This window comes from Priestia aryabhattai B8W22 (genome assembly GCF_000956595.1).
Lineage (GTDB): Bacteria > Bacillota > Bacilli > Bacillales > Bacillaceae_H > Priestia > Priestia aryabhattai.
Genome location: NZ_JYOO01000029.1, coordinates 1 through 16221, shown reverse-complemented (window position 1 = coordinate 16221; position 16221 = coordinate 1). Strand labels below are relative to the sequence as shown.

16 protein-coding genes and 1 riboswitch are annotated in these 16221 nt (G+C 37.9%); of the genes, 2 read left to right on the top strand and 14 right to left on the bottom strand.

Features of this window, described 5'->3' with window-relative positions; translation table 11 throughout:
* Nucleotides 1–15 precede the first annotated feature (15 nt).
* Entirely contained in the window at nt 16–414 is a 399-nt protein-coding gene (locus tag N178_RS19785) for a reverse transcriptase-like protein (protein ID WP_033578453.1), read from the top strand.
* Nucleotides 415–420: 6 nt separating this feature from the next.
* On the opposite strand, the gene N178_RS19780 is transcribed toward N178_RS19785, so the two are convergent.
* The 10 genes from N178_RS19780 to N178_RS19735 form a co-directional block, all read right to left on the bottom strand.
* Nucleotides 421–696: a DUF6123 family protein gene (locus tag N178_RS19780; protein WP_028414033.1), complete on the bottom strand. Its 276-nt coding sequence runs from the start codon at nt 694–696 to the stop codon at nt 421–423.
* Between the two features lie 61 nt (nt 697–757).
* Nucleotides 758–1219 (bottom strand): divergent PAP2 family protein, encoded by a 462-nt coding sequence (locus N178_RS19775; protein ID WP_013056169.1) that lies wholly within the window; start codon nt 1217–1219, stop codon nt 758–760.
* A gap of 130 nt (nt 1220–1349) precedes the next feature.
* Entirely contained in the window at nt 1350–1664 is a 315-nt protein-coding gene (locus N178_RS19770; RefSeq protein ID WP_013056168.1) for a hypothetical protein, read from the bottom strand.
* A gap of 105 nt (nt 1665–1769) precedes the next feature.
* Nucleotides 1770–2027: a DUF2533 family protein gene (locus tag N178_RS19765; protein ID WP_013082381.1), complete on the bottom strand. Its 258-nt coding sequence runs from the start codon at nt 2025–2027 to the stop codon at nt 1770–1772.
* Entirely contained in the window at nt 2024–2797 is a 774-nt protein-coding gene (locus N178_RS19760; RefSeq protein ID WP_045294346.1) for a nucleotidyltransferase domain-containing protein, read from the bottom strand. The genes N178_RS19765 and N178_RS19760 overlap by 4 nt, the downstream gene beginning before the upstream one ends.
* A 5-nt stretch (nt 2798–2802) precedes the next feature.
* Nucleotides 2803–6420 carry a dynamin family protein gene (locus tag N178_RS19755; RefSeq protein WP_045294340.1) on the bottom strand — a complete coding sequence of 1206 codons (3618 nt, stop codon included), beginning with the start codon at nt 6418–6420 and terminating at the stop codon, nt 2803–2805.
* Between the two features lie 384 nt (nt 6421–6804).
* Nucleotides 6805–7362, bottom strand: a complete 558-nt coding sequence (locus N178_RS19750) for an isoprenylcysteine carboxyl methyltransferase family protein (protein ID WP_045294339.1) — start codon at nt 7360–7362, stop codon at nt 6805–6807.
* Nucleotides 7363–7367: 5 nt separating this feature from the next.
* A complete protein-coding gene (locus tag N178_RS19745; RefSeq protein WP_013056163.1) occupies nt 7368–8453 on the bottom strand; it encodes a type III polyketide synthase in 1086 nt (361 codons plus the stop codon).
* Nucleotides 8454–8677: 224 nt separating this feature from the next.
* Nucleotides 8678–9220 (bottom strand): GNAT family N-acetyltransferase, encoded by a 543-nt coding sequence (locus N178_RS19740; protein ID WP_045294336.1) that lies wholly within the window; start codon nt 9218–9220, stop codon nt 8678–8680.
* A gap of 444 nt (nt 9221–9664) precedes the next feature.
* Nucleotides 9665–11089 (bottom strand): NAD-dependent succinate-semialdehyde dehydrogenase, encoded by a 1425-nt coding sequence (locus N178_RS19735; protein ID WP_045294334.1) that lies wholly within the window; start codon nt 11087–11089, stop codon nt 9665–9667.
* 130 nt (nt 11090–11219) lie between these two features.
* On the opposite strand from N178_RS19735, the gene N178_RS19730 reads away from it, so the two are divergent.
* Nucleotides 11220–12080, top strand: coding sequence for a LysR family transcriptional regulator (locus tag N178_RS19730; protein WP_045294332.1), 861 nt, complete (start codon nt 11220–11222; stop codon nt 12078–12080).
* A gap of 33 nt (nt 12081–12113) precedes the next feature.
* Here the strand turns inward: N178_RS19730 and N178_RS27215 are convergent, their stop codons facing one another.
* The 4 genes from N178_RS27215 to N178_RS19715 form a co-directional block, all read right to left on the bottom strand.
* Nucleotides 12114–12260 (bottom strand): hypothetical protein, encoded by a 147-nt coding sequence (locus N178_RS27215; protein ID WP_169746695.1) that lies wholly within the window; start codon nt 12258–12260, stop codon nt 12114–12116.
* A 112-nt stretch (nt 12261–12372) separates the two neighbouring features.
* Nucleotides 12373–13683 (bottom strand): nucleobase:cation symporter-2 family protein, encoded by a 1311-nt coding sequence (locus N178_RS19725; RefSeq protein ID WP_045294330.1) that lies wholly within the window; start codon nt 13681–13683, stop codon nt 12373–12375.
* A gap of 1 nt (nt 13684) precedes the next feature.
* A complete protein-coding gene (locus N178_RS19720) occupies nt 13685–14278 on the bottom strand; it encodes a xanthine phosphoribosyltransferase (protein WP_045294328.1) in 594 nt (197 codons plus the stop codon).
* Nucleotides 14279–14382: 104 nt separating this feature from the next.
* Nucleotides 14383–14484: riboswitch (purine riboswitch) on the bottom strand.
* Between the two features lie 97 nt (nt 14485–14581).
* Nucleotides 14582–16099, bottom strand: coding sequence for a carboxypeptidase M32 (locus tag N178_RS19715; RefSeq protein WP_045294326.1), 1518 nt, complete (start codon nt 16097–16099; stop codon nt 14582–14584).
* Nucleotides 16100–16221: the final 122 nt, after the last annotated feature.

The following is a 16221-nucleotide window of genomic DNA, read 5'->3' as shown; positions in this document are numbered from 1 at the left end:
CAAGGAGGCTGTATGATGATTGAAGTTTATATAGATGGAGCCACTGCTGGCAACCCTGGTCCTTCTGGAGCTGGTATTTTAATTAAAGGAAATGGTGAACATCATCGTTACGCTATTGCTCTTGGGACAATGACGAATCATGAAGCAGAGTACCATGCACTTCTTCATGCATTAAAAATTTGTTTAGAAAAAAAGTATACGAGCGTATCTTTTCGAACGGACTCTCAGCTAGTAGACCGCGCGATGAACCAAGAATACGTTAAAAATAAAGCGTTTGCTCCTTTACTGGAAGAAGCCCTCAAATTGTCCAGTCAATTTGATTTATTTTTTATAAAGTGGATTCCTAGTTCTCAAAATGCAGGTGCTGATCAGCTGGCCAGACAAGCCATTAATCAAAAAGAAGCAGGAATGTAATCCTGCTTAAATCATACCTGATGACTTTAAATATTGAATGGCTTGTTTTTGATTACTAATACGATTTGATGTCAAATTCTCGAGGAGCGATACAAAAAAACTGCCGTCAAATTCTTTTTGTACTTTTAGTGTCCATTCAATTGTAAATATGACCATCTCGTCAGCTGCACGCGTATACTGCTGACCAAATGAAATAAATCCACGTGCATCTTCTGCTAAATAAAAGCCTTTTTCTTCAAGATAAAGAAGATACTCTTCAACGGTTTGAGCTGTTTTTGTCACTTTTTCGTCCCATCCTTTTGCAAAGGTTCTTCTTTATCTTAGCTTACTTTTGGCTATTTGACTATGATTTCCCTTCTAAAAAATAGCCGATTGCTCCAAGTGCTACTCCTAGAATGGCTCCGCCAATCACTTCTTCGGGCTGATGCCCAAGCATTTCTTTCAAGCGCTGTTCCGTCAAATCGTGAAAGCCTCCGTCCGGAAGACCCGCAAGCTTTTCAATTTCTTCATCTAACGTATTCACTTTAATAGTAATTTCGCCAGTCTGCCTTCGAATTCCTTGTGCATCGTACATTACAATAATTCCAAAAACAGATGCTAACGCAAAGTCAATCGTAGAAACACCTCTTTTTAACGCTACATAGGTAGCTAAAGAAGATACGCCGGCTGAATGAGAGCTTGGCATTCCACCCGAAGCAGCAATCATCCGCATATCCCATTTTCCTGTTTGATACTTTTTAATTGGGATTTTTAAGGCTTGGGCTAAACCGATTGATGAAAGAGCAATGACAATTCCTTTATTCATATTGCTTCACCTCATCTATAGTTTGCGATGGATTGACACCTCGTACCCCAGCAAATATTGCCCAACAAAAAACGCCGGGCTAATCTGCTGATAGAGCAGACTAATCCCAGCGCTTTTGGAAACAGTTCTGTTATTTTTTACGCTTTTTTTGTGCAGCATTATTCATTTTGGCAGATTCAACTTCAGCATAAGAGCCGAATTCTTGTCCATATTGATTATTTGCACTTTTATTAGCTTCTAACTTCTTGTTAACAGAATTGTTTTGGTTTTGTTGCACGTTGAACTCAGAAGCAAACTCCCCAGCATAAGTGTCATTTGCACTTTTTGCACGCTTTGCTTTTTGAGCCTGATTTGCTTTAAACTCAGAAGAGAACTCTTGGTTATAATTATGCTTTGCATTGTTATTCGCTTGCGCATTTTTATTACCTAATTTTTGACGACCCATCGCTATCTCCTCCTATTTGTACCTCGTTGGTACACTATTAGTATGGATCAAGCGGCTCGTCATATCCTGTTCAAATTAAGGTAAAAACACCAGAGCTTAGCACGTTTATATTCTTGCTACGTACTCTTTAACCATTTCTTCTGTCACTACTTTACGACCTGGAATGATGGTGTATTTTTGAGACAGCTCATTAATTTCTGCTGTTACAGCATTAATACCGTCTACAGAAAATGGCTTTCCTTCTTTACACAAAAGCACAGCTGCTTCAATAGCTTGCTCGCGTCGAGCTTCCAAGCTGGCAAAAGCACGTACTAATTCGTGTTGTTTTTTAGAATGGGCTGAAATTTCTTTATGTACACTCATGTTCTTTCCTCCATTATATGATGCTGAGTTAGTAAAAATAAGTTAATGTCCTCATAACTGATTTGTTTTTCCGGTAATTCTTTTAAGCTTTTTTCTATCGCTGCAGCTTCTTTCTTAATGCTATCCAAAAAGTTTTTCATCTTTTCATTAAAAGCAACTTTTCCGCTTATCTTGCATTGTACAAACTGCTCAATAATGGATTGCTCTCTATCGTCAAGGTTTGCCTGCTTACATAAATCGGCAAATAAAATGACAGGTAAACTGCGCTGTTTTACTACTACTTTCAGTGATAAAAATGCACGAATCAGTTGAAGCATCACTTTTATATCCTCTATTGTAACAGAAGATGTCAGATTTCTTTTACTATTTATCGTTAAAATTTTAAAATAATGATATCCCAATGCTTTTAAGGAATATGATTGAGCCATCATTTGCCGAAGTGGCTCAGCAAACGATGGCTTCTGATAATAAACAAAAGGCGACCATAGCCACTCATAAAGCGAAGGGTTTGATTTTGTAAACAAATAAATGGTTTTGTACAAATCCCACCCTTGCATATCATAATTGCCTTCTGCTACATTAATGACCTCTTGAGGTCTATTGAGATGAAGATAGCGTGATGCTTTATATTTGTATATAAAGCGGACGTCAAAATCACTTGCTAACGTGTCGAGTCCATAAGCACGGCTGCCTGATTCACATGCAAACAAAATTTCTATGTTATATTCTTTTTCAATTTCCTGTAAACGTTTATTTATGTGTATAGACATAAAAATTAATGACCCTTTCTTTCCTCCAATACGTGTTCTAGCACTGTCATTGTACTTACCAATTCTTGAATTGGAAATTCTTCAGACACGGCCGCTTGCAGCTGTTTGTAATAATCATACCATTCTTCAGATACAGACTGTTTATGCGCTAAAACGTACTGATTCACTAAATGGGTATAGTGTGAATGAAGAGCGGCTTCTTCCTTCGCAATGTAGTGATTAACATCCGGCTTAATACGTTCTAATAAAGCAGCGTGAAGCTTTGTTTTCTCATTTTTTTCAAAAAAGCTTTTATTGTTTTTATACAGTGAAAGCTCTTTTTGATAAGATTCATTCTCATCAAATTGATGACTTGTCACAACTTCACTGCCATTTGGAGGCTCTAACGCGTTCAACGTTGGAGTAAACGTCGCTTCATAGCGCTGTAGCTTTGTAATGATCATTCGATGCCAGTCTTCGATTAATTTTACGATGTATTTTTCGATTCGCAAAGTGGTCGCACGCACTTCTTGAGTTGCGTCGAAGGAAATAGACGTTAACAACTCCTGCAAACACAGGCGCAGCTGCTTTTGCTTTTCACCTCGATCGTCCCTTAAGTTTGCCGGACTGAATGCTTCTTTAAAGAAGTCATCGTACCTCACAAACAGACGTTTTTTTACATAAAATAGGAGCTCTTCTAATTCTCGGTCAAACTGCTGCTGTTCATATTCAAAATGAATTTCATGCAGTTTTGCTGCTACCTGCTCATTTTTTATGTGAAGAGATTGAATGTATCGCTTTTTATCCACTTCTGATTTTGTTTGTACCTGTTTCATTTCATTAGCAACTGCTAAAATTTGTTCGAAATCTGCATAGACACTTTGGATAGCAAGCTCTGGTAATTCATAATTTATGAAGCGGTAAAACGCATTTTTAAATGGCAAAAACATTTTATCCTCGTGGTTTTGCAAAGCCTTCAGGCTTGATACTGGATATAAGCGCGGAAAGCGTATACCATACTGTTCAAGCTGCTCTTTTACGTACGTCTGAACTAACTGCAGCTCCGTATCCGAGCTGGCTAGGTCCGCTGCGTTTACTAAGAAAAACATTTTATCAAGCGCAAATACATCTTTTACACGGCCAAGCTGAATAAGAAATTCTCGGTCAGCTTTTGAAAACGCATGATTATAATACGTTACAAATAAAATGGCATCTGCATTTTTGATATACTCAAACGCTACTCCCGTATGTCTCGCATTGATTGAATCAGCTCCAGGTGTATCAACAAGCGTAATGCCTAAACGAGTAAATTCACAGTCATAATACAGGTTAATAAATTGAACAAAACACGCTTTTTCTTCCTTGGCTACATAATCATGAAATCCTTCTGTATCCACTACTACTTCTGAACCGATATGCTGCTTGACTTCGCCGTAGCCTTTTTCTACTGCCTGTAAAAAAGACAAATGCAGCTGCAGCTCTTCTGTTGCCTGCAGGGTTGGAATAATCGTTAGCGCTTCGTCAATTGATTCTACTTCATGATGAAACAGCTTAAGTGCACCATTTAAATCTTGGATCATCTGCTCGTTTGTTTTCATTTGCACAACAGCTGTTTTATGCGGCCGTTTTTCTGTTGGAGGCATAATTTTATTGATGGTTGCTGTTGTTGGGTTCGGAGATACAGGAAGTAATCTTTCTCCAATCAACGCATTAGCGAAAGATGACTTGCCGGCACTGAATGCTCCGAATAAAGCTACGGTAAACGTTTGATTGGATAGCTTTTTACGTTTTTCTTGAAGCCTGTTAATAAAGCGGTCTAACTTTCCAAATGAACGGAGCTGTTCGAGAACAGCTGATATATCTTGAAGAATCTTTTCTGTGCCTGTTTCATGCACAGCTTCCTCAGGCTGTGAAACTAACTGCTGCTCATTCGCAGCTTCCTGCTTTTCTTCAGCTTTCATGATGCCCGTTTCATATTCTTCTTGTAACATATATGACAACTCGTTTGTATCTTCTGCCGTTAGGTCGTCATCAGTTTGCTGTAAAGATTGAAGCAACGCTTTTGTACGTGCCAATTTTGCTTTCATTTCCTGAAAGGATGTATACGCTTCTTCGAATGCCTCACATTCCTGCAAATGTTGAGAAATGTTCTCACGCTTTACTTCATCTTGCTCGATTTTGCTCTGTTCGATTTGCGCATAGAGCTCGTATAATAATCGCGTGGCTTTTTTCTTAATGTGATCGGCCACATCTTTTGCGTACGTTAAAACATAATCACCATTAATCGTAGCCCCTGCCTTTACCGTTTCAATTAAATCATGCGGTTCTAACGGGATTTCAAACTGCTGAACCTGGCGTATAAGATCCGGGTCGGTAAGATTTTGATTTTTCACCAGCTCTTGTACATATTGCTGCAAGTGCCACTGCAGCTGAGAAGCTGTTCGTTCTTTCATATCATCAAAAAATAACGTCAGCCGCTCTTTTTTTACTTCCTCGGTCTTTTTCTTAGCAAATAAAAGACCTACTTTAAAATCAGGCTTTGTCGTTTCTAAAAACAGCCTAGCTTTTTCTCTCATTTCATATGGTGTTAAATTGGCGTTGCTTAGTATTCTACCTGTTTCTTGTTGGTACGTTTCTGCTAGCTGCTTTTCAGCACGCCTCATTTCAGCTTCTTTTTCGAGAAGCTGCTCTTTTTGCTGCTGATTCATTTCATGGTTCTCAAGCGTCAGCTTATGGCGCAGCTCGTCATGAATCGTTAACTTTTCTTCTTCTTGGTCTTCAATAAAGGTAAGGTGATCGTCAATTAACATTTGCATCGCATGTTGAATATGCTGATGGCGGTTTTCTTTTTCCGTCATCATAGCAAGTAATAGAGATTTTACATACGAAAGGTCATTATGACGGTTGGCTGGCTCTTTTAACGACGTATAGAAGATTCCTTCTGGTCTCACATTCCACTTTAAAAATGACGTTTCTACAGATTCTTTAAATGCTTGAAATGTTAGCTGATCTTCTTGATGTTTATCAATTTGATTTACAATTAAATAAAGCGTTTTATTAGCTTCTTGCAGCTGTTTTGCAAATTGAAGATTTAATTCTGCCTGCACATGATTATAATCCATCACGTAGAAAATAACGTCCGCTAAGTGAAGAGCTGACTCGGTTGATACACGATGCGCATCATCTGTTGAATCAATTCCCGGTGTGTCCATCACCACAACATTTTTAGGAATAGCATCTGTATCTATCGATAAATGAATGGACTCTACTTCATCTCCATCGACAGCAAACTGCTTAATTTGCTCATACTCATAAGGCGCTTCATAACGCACCGGCGGCTGCTTGCGGTAATAAACGGTTGCATGCTCATCCCCAGCTTTTACTGATACTAAGTTTGCGCTTGTTGGAATAGGACTTGCAGGCAAAATGGCTTGCCCCATTAATTCGTTAATCATGCTCGATTTTCCAGCCGAAAAATGTCCGCAAAATGCTACAACAAATTCGCCGTTCACCCACTTTTTTAACAGCTGTATTGCTTTTGCTGCCTGCTGTTCATCTCCAGCTGCTTGAAATTGCTTATGTAAATGAAAAAGAGATGCTTCCAAACGGAGATTTTCTTGATGTTTCACACTCACTTTACCCATTATTACTCTACCCCTTTTGCCTCATTCAAGACTGTATTTAAATGTTCTCTATCCATCTTTATTTCTGCTTATTCTTTCTCTATTTTACTTGATTCCCATGCGTTTTCCCATAAGAAACTGAATTTTTAGTTACAAAAACAATAAAAAAAGCTGTCAATAATTTGACAGCTTTGCATCGTACTTTTTATTCATCGCATGTATGTTACGCCTTTTGGGCTTTTTCAATATTTTTCATTACATACGTTGTGACGCCAACATATGTAGCAAGTGCTCCGATCACAAAAAGACTAACCATTACGTCCACCACCGTTTCTACTTGATGAAATTGATAATCTTTATCATTTGTTTTATCTTATCATGAAAGATAATCATTTTCAATTAGTTTTAAGATTTTTTTACAGGAAAGAAACGTCCCCTGTTTTGCATGACTTCGCCGTAATTTGTTTCATTCGTTAACGCTTGCTCTTCTAAGGGAATTCTGACGGCTAATATGCACAAATTGAAAACAGAAAAGATAGCTAACGTCCAGTATGCCTGAAACATAAGCGGAACTAACACCAATTCTGCCGCTACTACTGTATAGTTAGGGTGCTTCATAAAACGATAAGGACCTCTTAGCACAACCTTCGCATTAGGCAAGACGATAATTTTTGTATTCCAATACTTTCCTAACGAAGAAATAGCCCATATTCGTGCAAGTTGCACAAGCACAAAAAAGCTAAACAACAAAAAAGAAAGGTGATACATTCCATCGTTTAACACATACACTTCCGTAAAAAGAGCAGCAAAAAAAGCGGCGTGCATGCTTACCATCCATTTGTAGTGACTTTGACCAGCTTCATATGCTCCCTGCTTCTTCATCCAAGCTTCATTTCTTTTGGCAATAGCCAATTCACATAGACGCTGTAAGATAATAAATACAAAAAAGCTATAAAAAAACAATCGCTTTACCTCCACTCTAATAGAAGCATTTCAGAACTAAATCCAGGGCCAAGGGCTGTTAATAAACCGTATTCTTTACTCGAAATTTCTTTTTTCATAAAGCGGTCCAATACATACAAAACGGTTGCCGAAGACATGTTTCCATGGTTTTTAAGTACATCTAGGGAATCAGCAATCATATTTTCGTTTAGCGACAGCGTTGATACATATGCTTCGAGCACTTTTTTCCCTCCAGGATGAGCAACAAAATGCTTTAAATCCCTACTGGTCAAATGCTGTGTTTGTAAAAATGACTCAACTTCTCCGCCTAACCACGAATCGATAATCGTGGGAATATCTTTTGAAAAGACAACAAATAGTCCATCATTTTTAATCTCCCATCCCATTACATCTTCTGAATTAGGCATGAGCGTGGATTGCGTATGTAAAATGTAAGGATAGCTTTTTGCAAGCGCAAAAGTAGTATCTGCTTCGTCACCTGCGACTAAAGCAGCCGCTACTCCATCTGCAAATAAAGATGTACCGATTAAGTTGCTTTTTGAACGATCATTTCGCTGAAAAGTTAAGCTGCACAGCTCAATGGATAAAACAAGGACTTTAGCACGTGGAAAGGCTTTGCAATACTCATAAGCTCTTGAAAGCCCAGACGCTCCTCCAGCACACCCTAATCCCCAAATAGGAATTCTTTTTGTATGGTCTGAAAACGCAAGCTTATTCATAATTCGCGCTTCAATGCTAGGCGTAGCTAAACCGCTTGTTGAAACATAAAAAATAGCCTCAATTTCTCCACATGGCAAAGGGGTACTTACATAGTTCTTATTTGTTAAACAGTCTTCAATTGCTTTTGTACCTAATTCAACAGCAGATTCTATAAAAGCATCATTTTTTTCTTCAAATGTATGATCTTCTTGAAACCAAGATAAGTCTTTGGCAAAATTACGTTTCTCAATTTGACCATTTTGAAAAACGGTTAGCAGACGATTAATATCTTTAAACGATTCGGAAAAAAGTTCTTTTGCAAATAGCAGCGTGTCTTGCTGAGTTAATTCATAGGGGGGGACTCCAAATCCAACTGAGATAATCTTTGGCATACACTTCACCTCTTTGATTGCGTTACATTTAACATTTGTAATAGCTGGGGATTTATTCAATTCTTTTTTAGTGGAATGGAGGCGAAACACAAAAAAACTTTCCTATAACTCAGGAAAGTCTACGTTTTGAAGAAGTGTATGTTTGTTGTGCACTTTTATTATAGCGCAAATAATCTGAATGTACAGATACAATTTATGGATTGACGAAAATAAGTGCTTATTTTTTATGAAAAGAAAATGGACATGTAGATTTCATCTACATATTCATTGTTGAAATAAGCTTGTTCTTTCATAACGCCTTCTTGTTCAAAACCTACTTTTTTATACAATTCGTATGCCACTTTATTAGAAGCAAACACAGTTAAAGAAAGTTTATGAAGATTATTTTCTTTGCACCAGTTTAGCGTATAATTCATAAATTGTTTTCCTATCCCCATTCCCTGTGCTTTTGAAATAAGCCATGTACGGAAGAGCCCCGTGTGGCGCTTCATGTTAATTTCTCCTCTAAGAACACGTGCAATTCCAAGCACTTCACCCTCGACTTCAGCTACAACGTACATGTGATTGTTCTTTTCTACTGATGCAATAAAATCTTGCTCTTCTTGGACTGTGCGCGGCTCATCTTTTTGAATAAATTCTCCAGCCTCAATAATTTCTCTTACCGCTGTTGTAATATGCTCTGCATCACTTGCCTGTGCAGGGCGTATGGTGACTTCACGTCCGTCTTTCGCTTTAAATTTCACTATGTTTTTCTCTGCTGTAATCATCTATATCAACTCCTATATTTTTCACCATTCAGTACTACTATTTTGGTTCTAGCTTGCGTAATTTATCAGTGGTAAAGTTCTGCTTTTCATTTCATCTAACAAGCAATCATGTGCATTTGTTGTATTACCCACGCTTTAAACAAAGCTAAACCATTTTTGAAGTATTTATTCTTGCACAGACACCCTAGAAATGCAATTAATTGCGTTAAAGAACTATTATTTCAAATTTTCTTTACAAAAGTACATAAAAAAGAGGCTGGGACACAACGAAATCAATCCAACCTAAAGACGAACTAATGGGATTAATGAGCTAGAAGCAACGAAACACATGAAAGCGACGTCGATCTTAACAACAAAAAAATACGAACTAGCAACCAATAATTTTGATTATTAGTTGCTAGTTCGTATTTCACTTCCACTAAAATATTTTTGTCCTACTTTTTATTAAAGTCCCATTGAGATATATTTTACTTCTAAATAATCTTCAATACCGTAATGACTTCCTTCACGTCCAAGACCACTTTCTTTAAAGCCGCCGAATGGAGCTTGAGCTGCAGATGGAGAGCCATCATTTACTCCTACAATGCCGTATTCTAATTCTTCAGATACAAACGTTGCTTCTTTAATGTTTTCTGTAAATACGTAAGCCGCTAAACCATAAGGGCTATTGTTTGCTCGTTCTACGGCTTCTTCTACTGTTTTGAATGTTGCTACAGGTGCCAATGGTCCAAACGTTTCTTCAAACATGCAATTCATGTCATCAGTTACATTTGTAATAATTGTCGGCTCCATAAAGAAACCATTTTTAGTTGTTATAGCTTGTCCGCCAACTACAACTTTAGCTCCTTTATTTTTTGCATCCGCAATTTGTGCTTTTACTTTCTCAACCGCTTTGTCGTTAATTAACGGCCCAACTTGTGTGCCTTCTTCTAATCCATTTCCTACTGTTAATTCCGCCGCTTTTGCTGCAAATTTTTCAACGAAAGCATCTGCAATGGATTCTTGTACATATACGCGGTTTGTGCAGATACATGTTTGACCTGCGTTGACAAACTTAGAAGCAATTACGCCGTTTACAGCAGCATCTAAATCTGCATTTTCTGTTACGATAAACGGTGCGTGACCGCCTAATTCCAGCGATAATTTTTTCACAGTATCAGCAGCACCGCGCATTAAATGTTTACCAACCGCTGTTGAACCAGTAAATGTTAATTTTCGGATACGTCCGTCTTTTTGCCATGTGTCGCCAATAGCTGCTGCATCTCCAGTAACAACATTGATCACACCTTTTGGAACGCCAGCTTCTTCTGCGAGCTCTACTAAACGAAATGCTGTAAATGGTGTTTCTTCAGATGGTTTTAAAACAATTGTACATCCTGCTGCAAGGGCTGGGGCCACTTTACGCGTAATCATGGCTGCCGGGAAGTTCCATGGTGTAATAGCTGCTACAACACCAACGGGCTGTTTTTTAACCGTGATACGTTTATGCGTATGATGAGCTGGAATCGTTTCACCATATACACGCTTTCCTTCTTCAGCAAACCAAGCAATATAATCATTGCCATACTGAATTTCACCTTTTGCTTCTGCAAATGGTTTTCCTTGTTCCGTTGTCATAATTTCTGCTAGTTCATCTTTATGATTTTCAATTAGTTGATGCCATCTCATTAAAATAGCACTGCGCTCTTGAGCGGTTCTTTTCGACCATGTTTTAAAAGCTGTCGCAGCTGCATCAGCTGCAGAAGCTGCTTCCTTTGCGCCTGCCTTTGGAATTTGTCCTATAACTTCTTTTGTTGCTGGATTAATCACATCAATTTTCTCTTCTGTTGTTGTCCATTCACCGTTAATATAAAGTTTGTTTGGATACATCGTTCATCCTCCTAGTTGTGTGAATTTCTTTGTGCTGTGTTAACTACACTATATACACTAGCATCTTCGTTGATTTATGAGAACTTCCCTTCTATACTATGGGTATAACAAAAGGTTATAGGTGATAAATATGAAAACAGAATGGCTTGAGTCTTTTATTGAAACAGCCAAAACAAAAAGCTTAAGCAAAGCAAGCGAACAGCTGCATATGACGCAGCCTGCACTTAGTAAGCAAATGAGAAAACTAGAAGAAGATTTAGGAGTAACATTATTTATTCGCTCCGCTACAGGAGTAGAATTAACCTCAGCGGGTGAAATTCTTTTACAAGAAGGTGAATCCATACTATCAAGCGTTCATGCTCTTCAAAAAAAATTAGTGTCTACGCAAGAAGCTTGTGATTTAACTATCGGAACGTGGCAAAGTATGGCTGCTTTTTACTTACCTTATCAACTGGCTTCTGCTAAAGACCACAATCGCCATATTGATATAAAAACCTCGCATCACTATTATGATTTGTTAGAGCAGTTAGAAAGTAATAAAATTGACGGGGCTTTATTTGATGATCGAGAGGTTCAACATACTTACTGGTCAAAACTATTATTCAAAGAAGACTTTTATTTATTTGTGAATGATCAGCACCCGTTAGCTGAAAAAGAAAACGTATCATTTGAAGATTTCAAAGAAGAACCCATCGTAGTTCTTCCCCCAGGGTGCGATGTTCGGACACTAGTAGAAAAAGCATACAATCGTCATAACTTAAAAATCCCCATTGCCAATGAAATTGAATTTGCTCAAAGTATTATGGGATTTATTTCAGCTAATTTAGGTATTTCAATTCTCCCTGAAATTTTTATGCGCCATTTACTAAGCTCAAACATTAAAGCTTTACCCATTACAGACTTCAAATTCAAAAGAGAAATTTCATTAGTGGCAAAAAACCCTGACGTGGGGAAAATGCTTTATACACTGTTTTTCAAAACACGATCTTAATAAGAAAGACGAACAAATTGGACAAATGTTCTACTATGGACCGCTTATTACAGCTGTTGATTTCCGTACAAGGCTCCGCTTTCCGCGGGTGGCCGGTGAGCCTCCTTGTCGCTTACGATCCTGCAGAGTCTCACCTATACCGCTTTTCCCGCAGGAGTCTTCGTCTTGCCCTCCAATCAACAATAAGAAACAACTAAATAATTTAACGCTATGTTCCCTAGACAATGAAAAGATCCGAACGATTAATCGTTCGGATCTTCTTCCACTAAAATACTTTTGTGCCAGCCTCTTTTTATTTCGATATTACTTCATTTGCTAATTTTTTTTCCACAACTTGCGTACGTGGTGATTTCATCATATTAAAGACAATATTTAAAAAGATTGCTGTAAAACTCCCCATTACAATACCGCTTCCAGTAAGAACTTGAAGACTCTCTGGTAAGTTTTTGAAGAGTTCAGGTACAACCGTCACCCCTAGGCCCATGCCAACCGAACATGCAATCACAAGAAGGTTTTCTTGTTTTGCTAAATCAACTTGACTAAGGATTTTAATACCTGAAGAGATTACCATTCCAAACATAGCTACCATTGCTCCACCAAGGACAGAGCTCGGGATAACTGTCGTCACGGCTGCGATTTTAGGTAGAAAACCCAAAACGATTAAAATTCCACTCGCTGCAAATACAACATTTCTTGTGCGAACACCTGACAATTGTAAAAGTCCTACATTTTGAGAATACGCTGTATAAGGAAATGCGTTAAAAAATCCGCCTAATAAAATCGCCAATCCTTCTGCCCGATAGCCTTTAGATAAATCTTTTTCATCCACTTCTTTTTTACAAATATCACTAACGGCAAAATAAACGCCTGTTGACTCGACAATGCCAACAAGTAAAACAAGGAACATTGTCAGAATGGCCATAATGTTAAACGTTGGTATCCCAAAGTAAAACACATGCGGCATATGAACCCACGCTTCTTCTTTTACGCCGGAAAAATCGACTTTCCCCATAAAAGACGCTGCAATTGTTCCAACAACTAATCCTAATAACACAGAGACAGAGCGCATAAATCCTTTTGTAAATCGATACAGAACAATAATTAATAGCAAAACCCCAAAACCTAAACCTAAATTGCTCAAGCTGCCAAAATCTTTACTTCCTTCTCCTCCGGCTAAATCTTTAATCGCCACAGGAATTAACGTAATTCCAATAATCGTTACAACCGAACCCGTAACTAAAGGAGGGAAAAACTTAACCAATTTACCTAGAAAAGCAGAAAGAAGGACAATGAGTAAACCAGCGACGATAATAGAACCATATATGGAGGAAACGCCGTAAGAACCTCCAATTGAAATCATAGGTCCTACGGCAGTAAACGTACACCCTAATACAACTGGAAGACCAATTCCAAAAAAACGATTTTTCCATACTTGCAGTAGCGTTGCCACACCGCACATAAATAAGTCAATCGCCACTAAATACGTAAGCTGCTGTTGAGTCAAGCCAATGGCTCCTCCAACAATAAGCGGAACAACAATCGCACCTCCGTACATAGCTAAAACATGCTGTAAACCAAGTGAAAAGACTTTTCCTTTATTCATATTAAACCTCCACTGTTGGTTTATCTTCAACAAATGTAACTTTACCATTTGATAAAGACTGAATGCGCGCTAATGATTCTACTTTAACGCCTGATTTACGAATTTGTTTCCCTCCATCTTGGAACGCTTTTTCAATAACAATACCAATGCCGCCTACTTTAGCACCTGCTTTTTGCACGATATCCATCAAGCCGAATGCTGCTTGGCCGTTTGCTAAAAAGTCATCAATAATTAAAATCACGTCATCTTCTCCAATAAATTTATCAGCAACTGAAATTTCATTTTCTTCTTTTTTTGTAAATGAATATACTTTTGATGTAATAAGTCCGTCTTGAAGTGTTAAAGATTTTCTTTTTCTAGCAAACACCATCTCAACGTTTAGCTTCAATGCGGTCATAATCGCTGGAGCAATTCCTGATGATTCAATCGTTAAAATCTTCGTAATTCCTGCATTTTCAAAGCGCGAAGCAAATTCTTCTCCAATTTCTTTCATCAGTACAGGATCCATTTGGTGGTTTAAAAATGTGTCTACTTTTAAAACCGTGTCCGATAATACGATACCATCTGTTAAAATTTTGTTTTGCAAAGCTTTCATAGTTTGTTCCTCCAACGTTTGTATTAAAAAAAGCTCAAAAACATAGCTGCACTCGTATATGAGTAGAGCAATGTTTTTGAGCTTTTACGCACAAATGTGAAAAACAAACTTCATCGCTCACCCATAGTCAAACTATTTACGGTAGTTTGGTAGATACTTACGAGCCTTATTCTCGTCATTATATGAGTGCGTTATTGAGTTAATTGTATTATATCAGCAAATCTTTTATTTGAAAATATCTAAAAACGATATTTTCGAACATTTACCTGTGATATAAAACATAATATTCGTTTATAGCACTTTTTATACGTGATAAATCTGTCCGTATTTCTCTTCTAGATATTGAATTAAATAATCTACATTTAACCCTTCGCCCGTTACATCGTTTAAAATTTCAAGAGGCTTTTTCATTTTTCCGTACTGATGAATATGTTCTGTTAACCATTTTGTAATCGGCGAAATTTCTCCTTTTTCCAATAGTTCATCATAATTAGGCAAGTCTTTTAACATGGTATGCTTAAACTGTGCTGCGTACATATAGCCCAGAGCATAGGAAGGGAAGTACCCGAAGCTTCCTCCGGCCCAGTGTACGTCCTGAAGCACGCCTTCTCCATCGTGACTTGGACGAACCCCTAAATATTCTTCGTATTTCTCATTCCAAATTTCCGGTAAATCCTCAACTTTATACTCCCCGTTTATTAATCCTTTTTCAATTTCGTAACGAATCATAATATGAAGAGAATACGTTAACTCATCTGCTTCAATACGAATAAGCGACGGTTTTGCTTCATTTACTCCTCGGTAAAAATCTTCTAAACCTACATCGTCAAATTGTTCCGGCGCATGCTTTTTTAGTACGTCGTAATGATGCTGCCAAAATGCTTTATTTTTCCCGACAAACTGCTCAAAAAACAGTGACTGTGATTCATGAATTCCCATTGAAGTACCTTCACATAGAACCGTACCAACAAGATCCTTTGAAATATTCTGCTCATATAAAGCATGGCCGCATTCGTGAATCGTTCCAAAAATAGCCGTTCGGAAATCGTTTTCGGCATATTTAGTTGTGATGCGCACATCTCCCGGATTTAAGCCAGTAGCAAAAGGATGGACTGTTTCATCAAGTCGCCCCGCTTCAAAATCATAGCCAAGTGTTTTTAACACGTCTAGACTAAATTGCTTTTGCGCTTCTTTTGGGAAAGTACGGAATAAAAATTCCGTGTTCGGCTTTGTATTTGACCCGGCGATTCGCTGAACAAGAGGCACAATATGCTCCCGTAGCTTTCCAAATACTTCGTCTAAGATTTCAACCGTCATCCCCGGTTCAAAAAGGTCCAATAAACGGTTATATTTGTTTCCTTCATACCCCCAATACTCCACAAACTTCTGATTGAACGCTACAATTTTTTCGAGGTACGGTTGAAATAAAGCAAAATCTGCTTTTTCTTTTGCGTCTTCCCAAACCGACTCAGCTTTTGAAGTTAATGTAACGTATTCTTTATATTCATGCGGAGGAATCTTTTTATTTAAGTCATATTCTTTTTTACATTCTTCCACTGCTTTTTTCGTAATATCGTTTATGTAAGGCTGTGACTCAGGATCCGTTAATTTCTCAATAAAACCTGCCATTTCATCAGAAACAGAAAGATTGAACGCTTCTGATGACATCATGCCAATAACTTCAGAACGCTGATCCGCCCCTTTTTTGGGAGCACCCGTCCTCAAATCCCAGTACATCACTCCGATTGCCTCGTGATAACTTTTGATTTTATTCATGTATTCATAAAACTGTTTCTCAATTTTCTGTATGTCTTCTCTCATTGTTTTTCCTCCTTATTTTCCTTATTTCACCATAAATTATTTTATCATAATAGTAACGGTGTGTATATAACTGAATATTCAATCTATTTTACGTATAAAAAAAGCGCGGCTGCCACCGCGCT

What these genes read in the sequence shown, in the direction of transcription:
- N178_RS19785 (WP_033578453.1), top strand. Translation starts at nt 16, where the DNA reads ATGATTGAAGTTTATATAGATGGAGCCACTGCTGGCAACCCTGGTCCT.
- N178_RS19775 (WP_013056169.1), bottom strand. Translation starts at nt 1,219, where the DNA reads ATGAATAAAGGAATTGTCATTGCTCTTTCATCAATCGGTTTAGCCCAA.
- N178_RS19770 (WP_013056168.1), bottom strand. Translation starts at nt 1,664, where the DNA reads ATGGGTCGTCAAAAATTAGGTAATAAAAATGCGCAAGCGAATAACAAT.
- N178_RS19765 (WP_013082381.1), bottom strand. Translation starts at nt 2,027, where the DNA reads ATGAGTGTACATAAAGAAATTTCAGCCCATTCTAAAAAACAACACGAA.
- N178_RS19760 (WP_045294346.1), bottom strand. Translation starts at nt 2,797, where the DNA reads ATGTCTATACACATAAATAAACGTTTACAGGAAATTGAAAAAGAATAT.
- N178_RS19755 (WP_045294340.1), bottom strand. Translation starts at nt 6,420, where the DNA reads ATGGGTAAAGTGAGTGTGAAACATCAAGAAAATCTCCGTTTGGAAGCA.
- N178_RS19745 (WP_013056163.1), bottom strand. Translation starts at nt 8,453, where the DNA reads ATGCCAAAGATTATCTCAGTTGGATTTGGAGTCCCCCCCTATGAATTA.
- N178_RS19740 (WP_045294336.1), bottom strand. Translation starts at nt 9,220, where the DNA reads ATGATTACAGCAGAGAAAAACATAGTGAAATTTAAAGCGAAAGACGGA.
- N178_RS19735 (WP_045294334.1), bottom strand. Translation starts at nt 11,089, where the DNA reads ATGTATCCAAACAAACTTTATATTAACGGTGAATGGACAACAACAGAA.
- N178_RS19730 (WP_045294332.1), top strand. Translation starts at nt 11,220, where the DNA reads ATGAAAACAGAATGGCTTGAGTCTTTTATTGAAACAGCCAAAACAAAA.
- N178_RS19725 (WP_045294330.1), bottom strand. Translation starts at nt 13,683, where the DNA reads ATGAATAAAGGAAAAGTCTTTTCACTTGGTTTACAGCATGTTTTAGCT.
- N178_RS19720 (WP_045294328.1), bottom strand. Translation starts at nt 14,278, where the DNA reads ATGAAAGCTTTGCAAAACAAAATTTTAACAGATGGTATCGTATTATCG.
- N178_RS19715 (WP_045294326.1), bottom strand. Translation starts at nt 16,099, where the DNA reads ATGAGAGAAGACATACAGAAAATTGAGAAACAGTTTTATGAATACATG.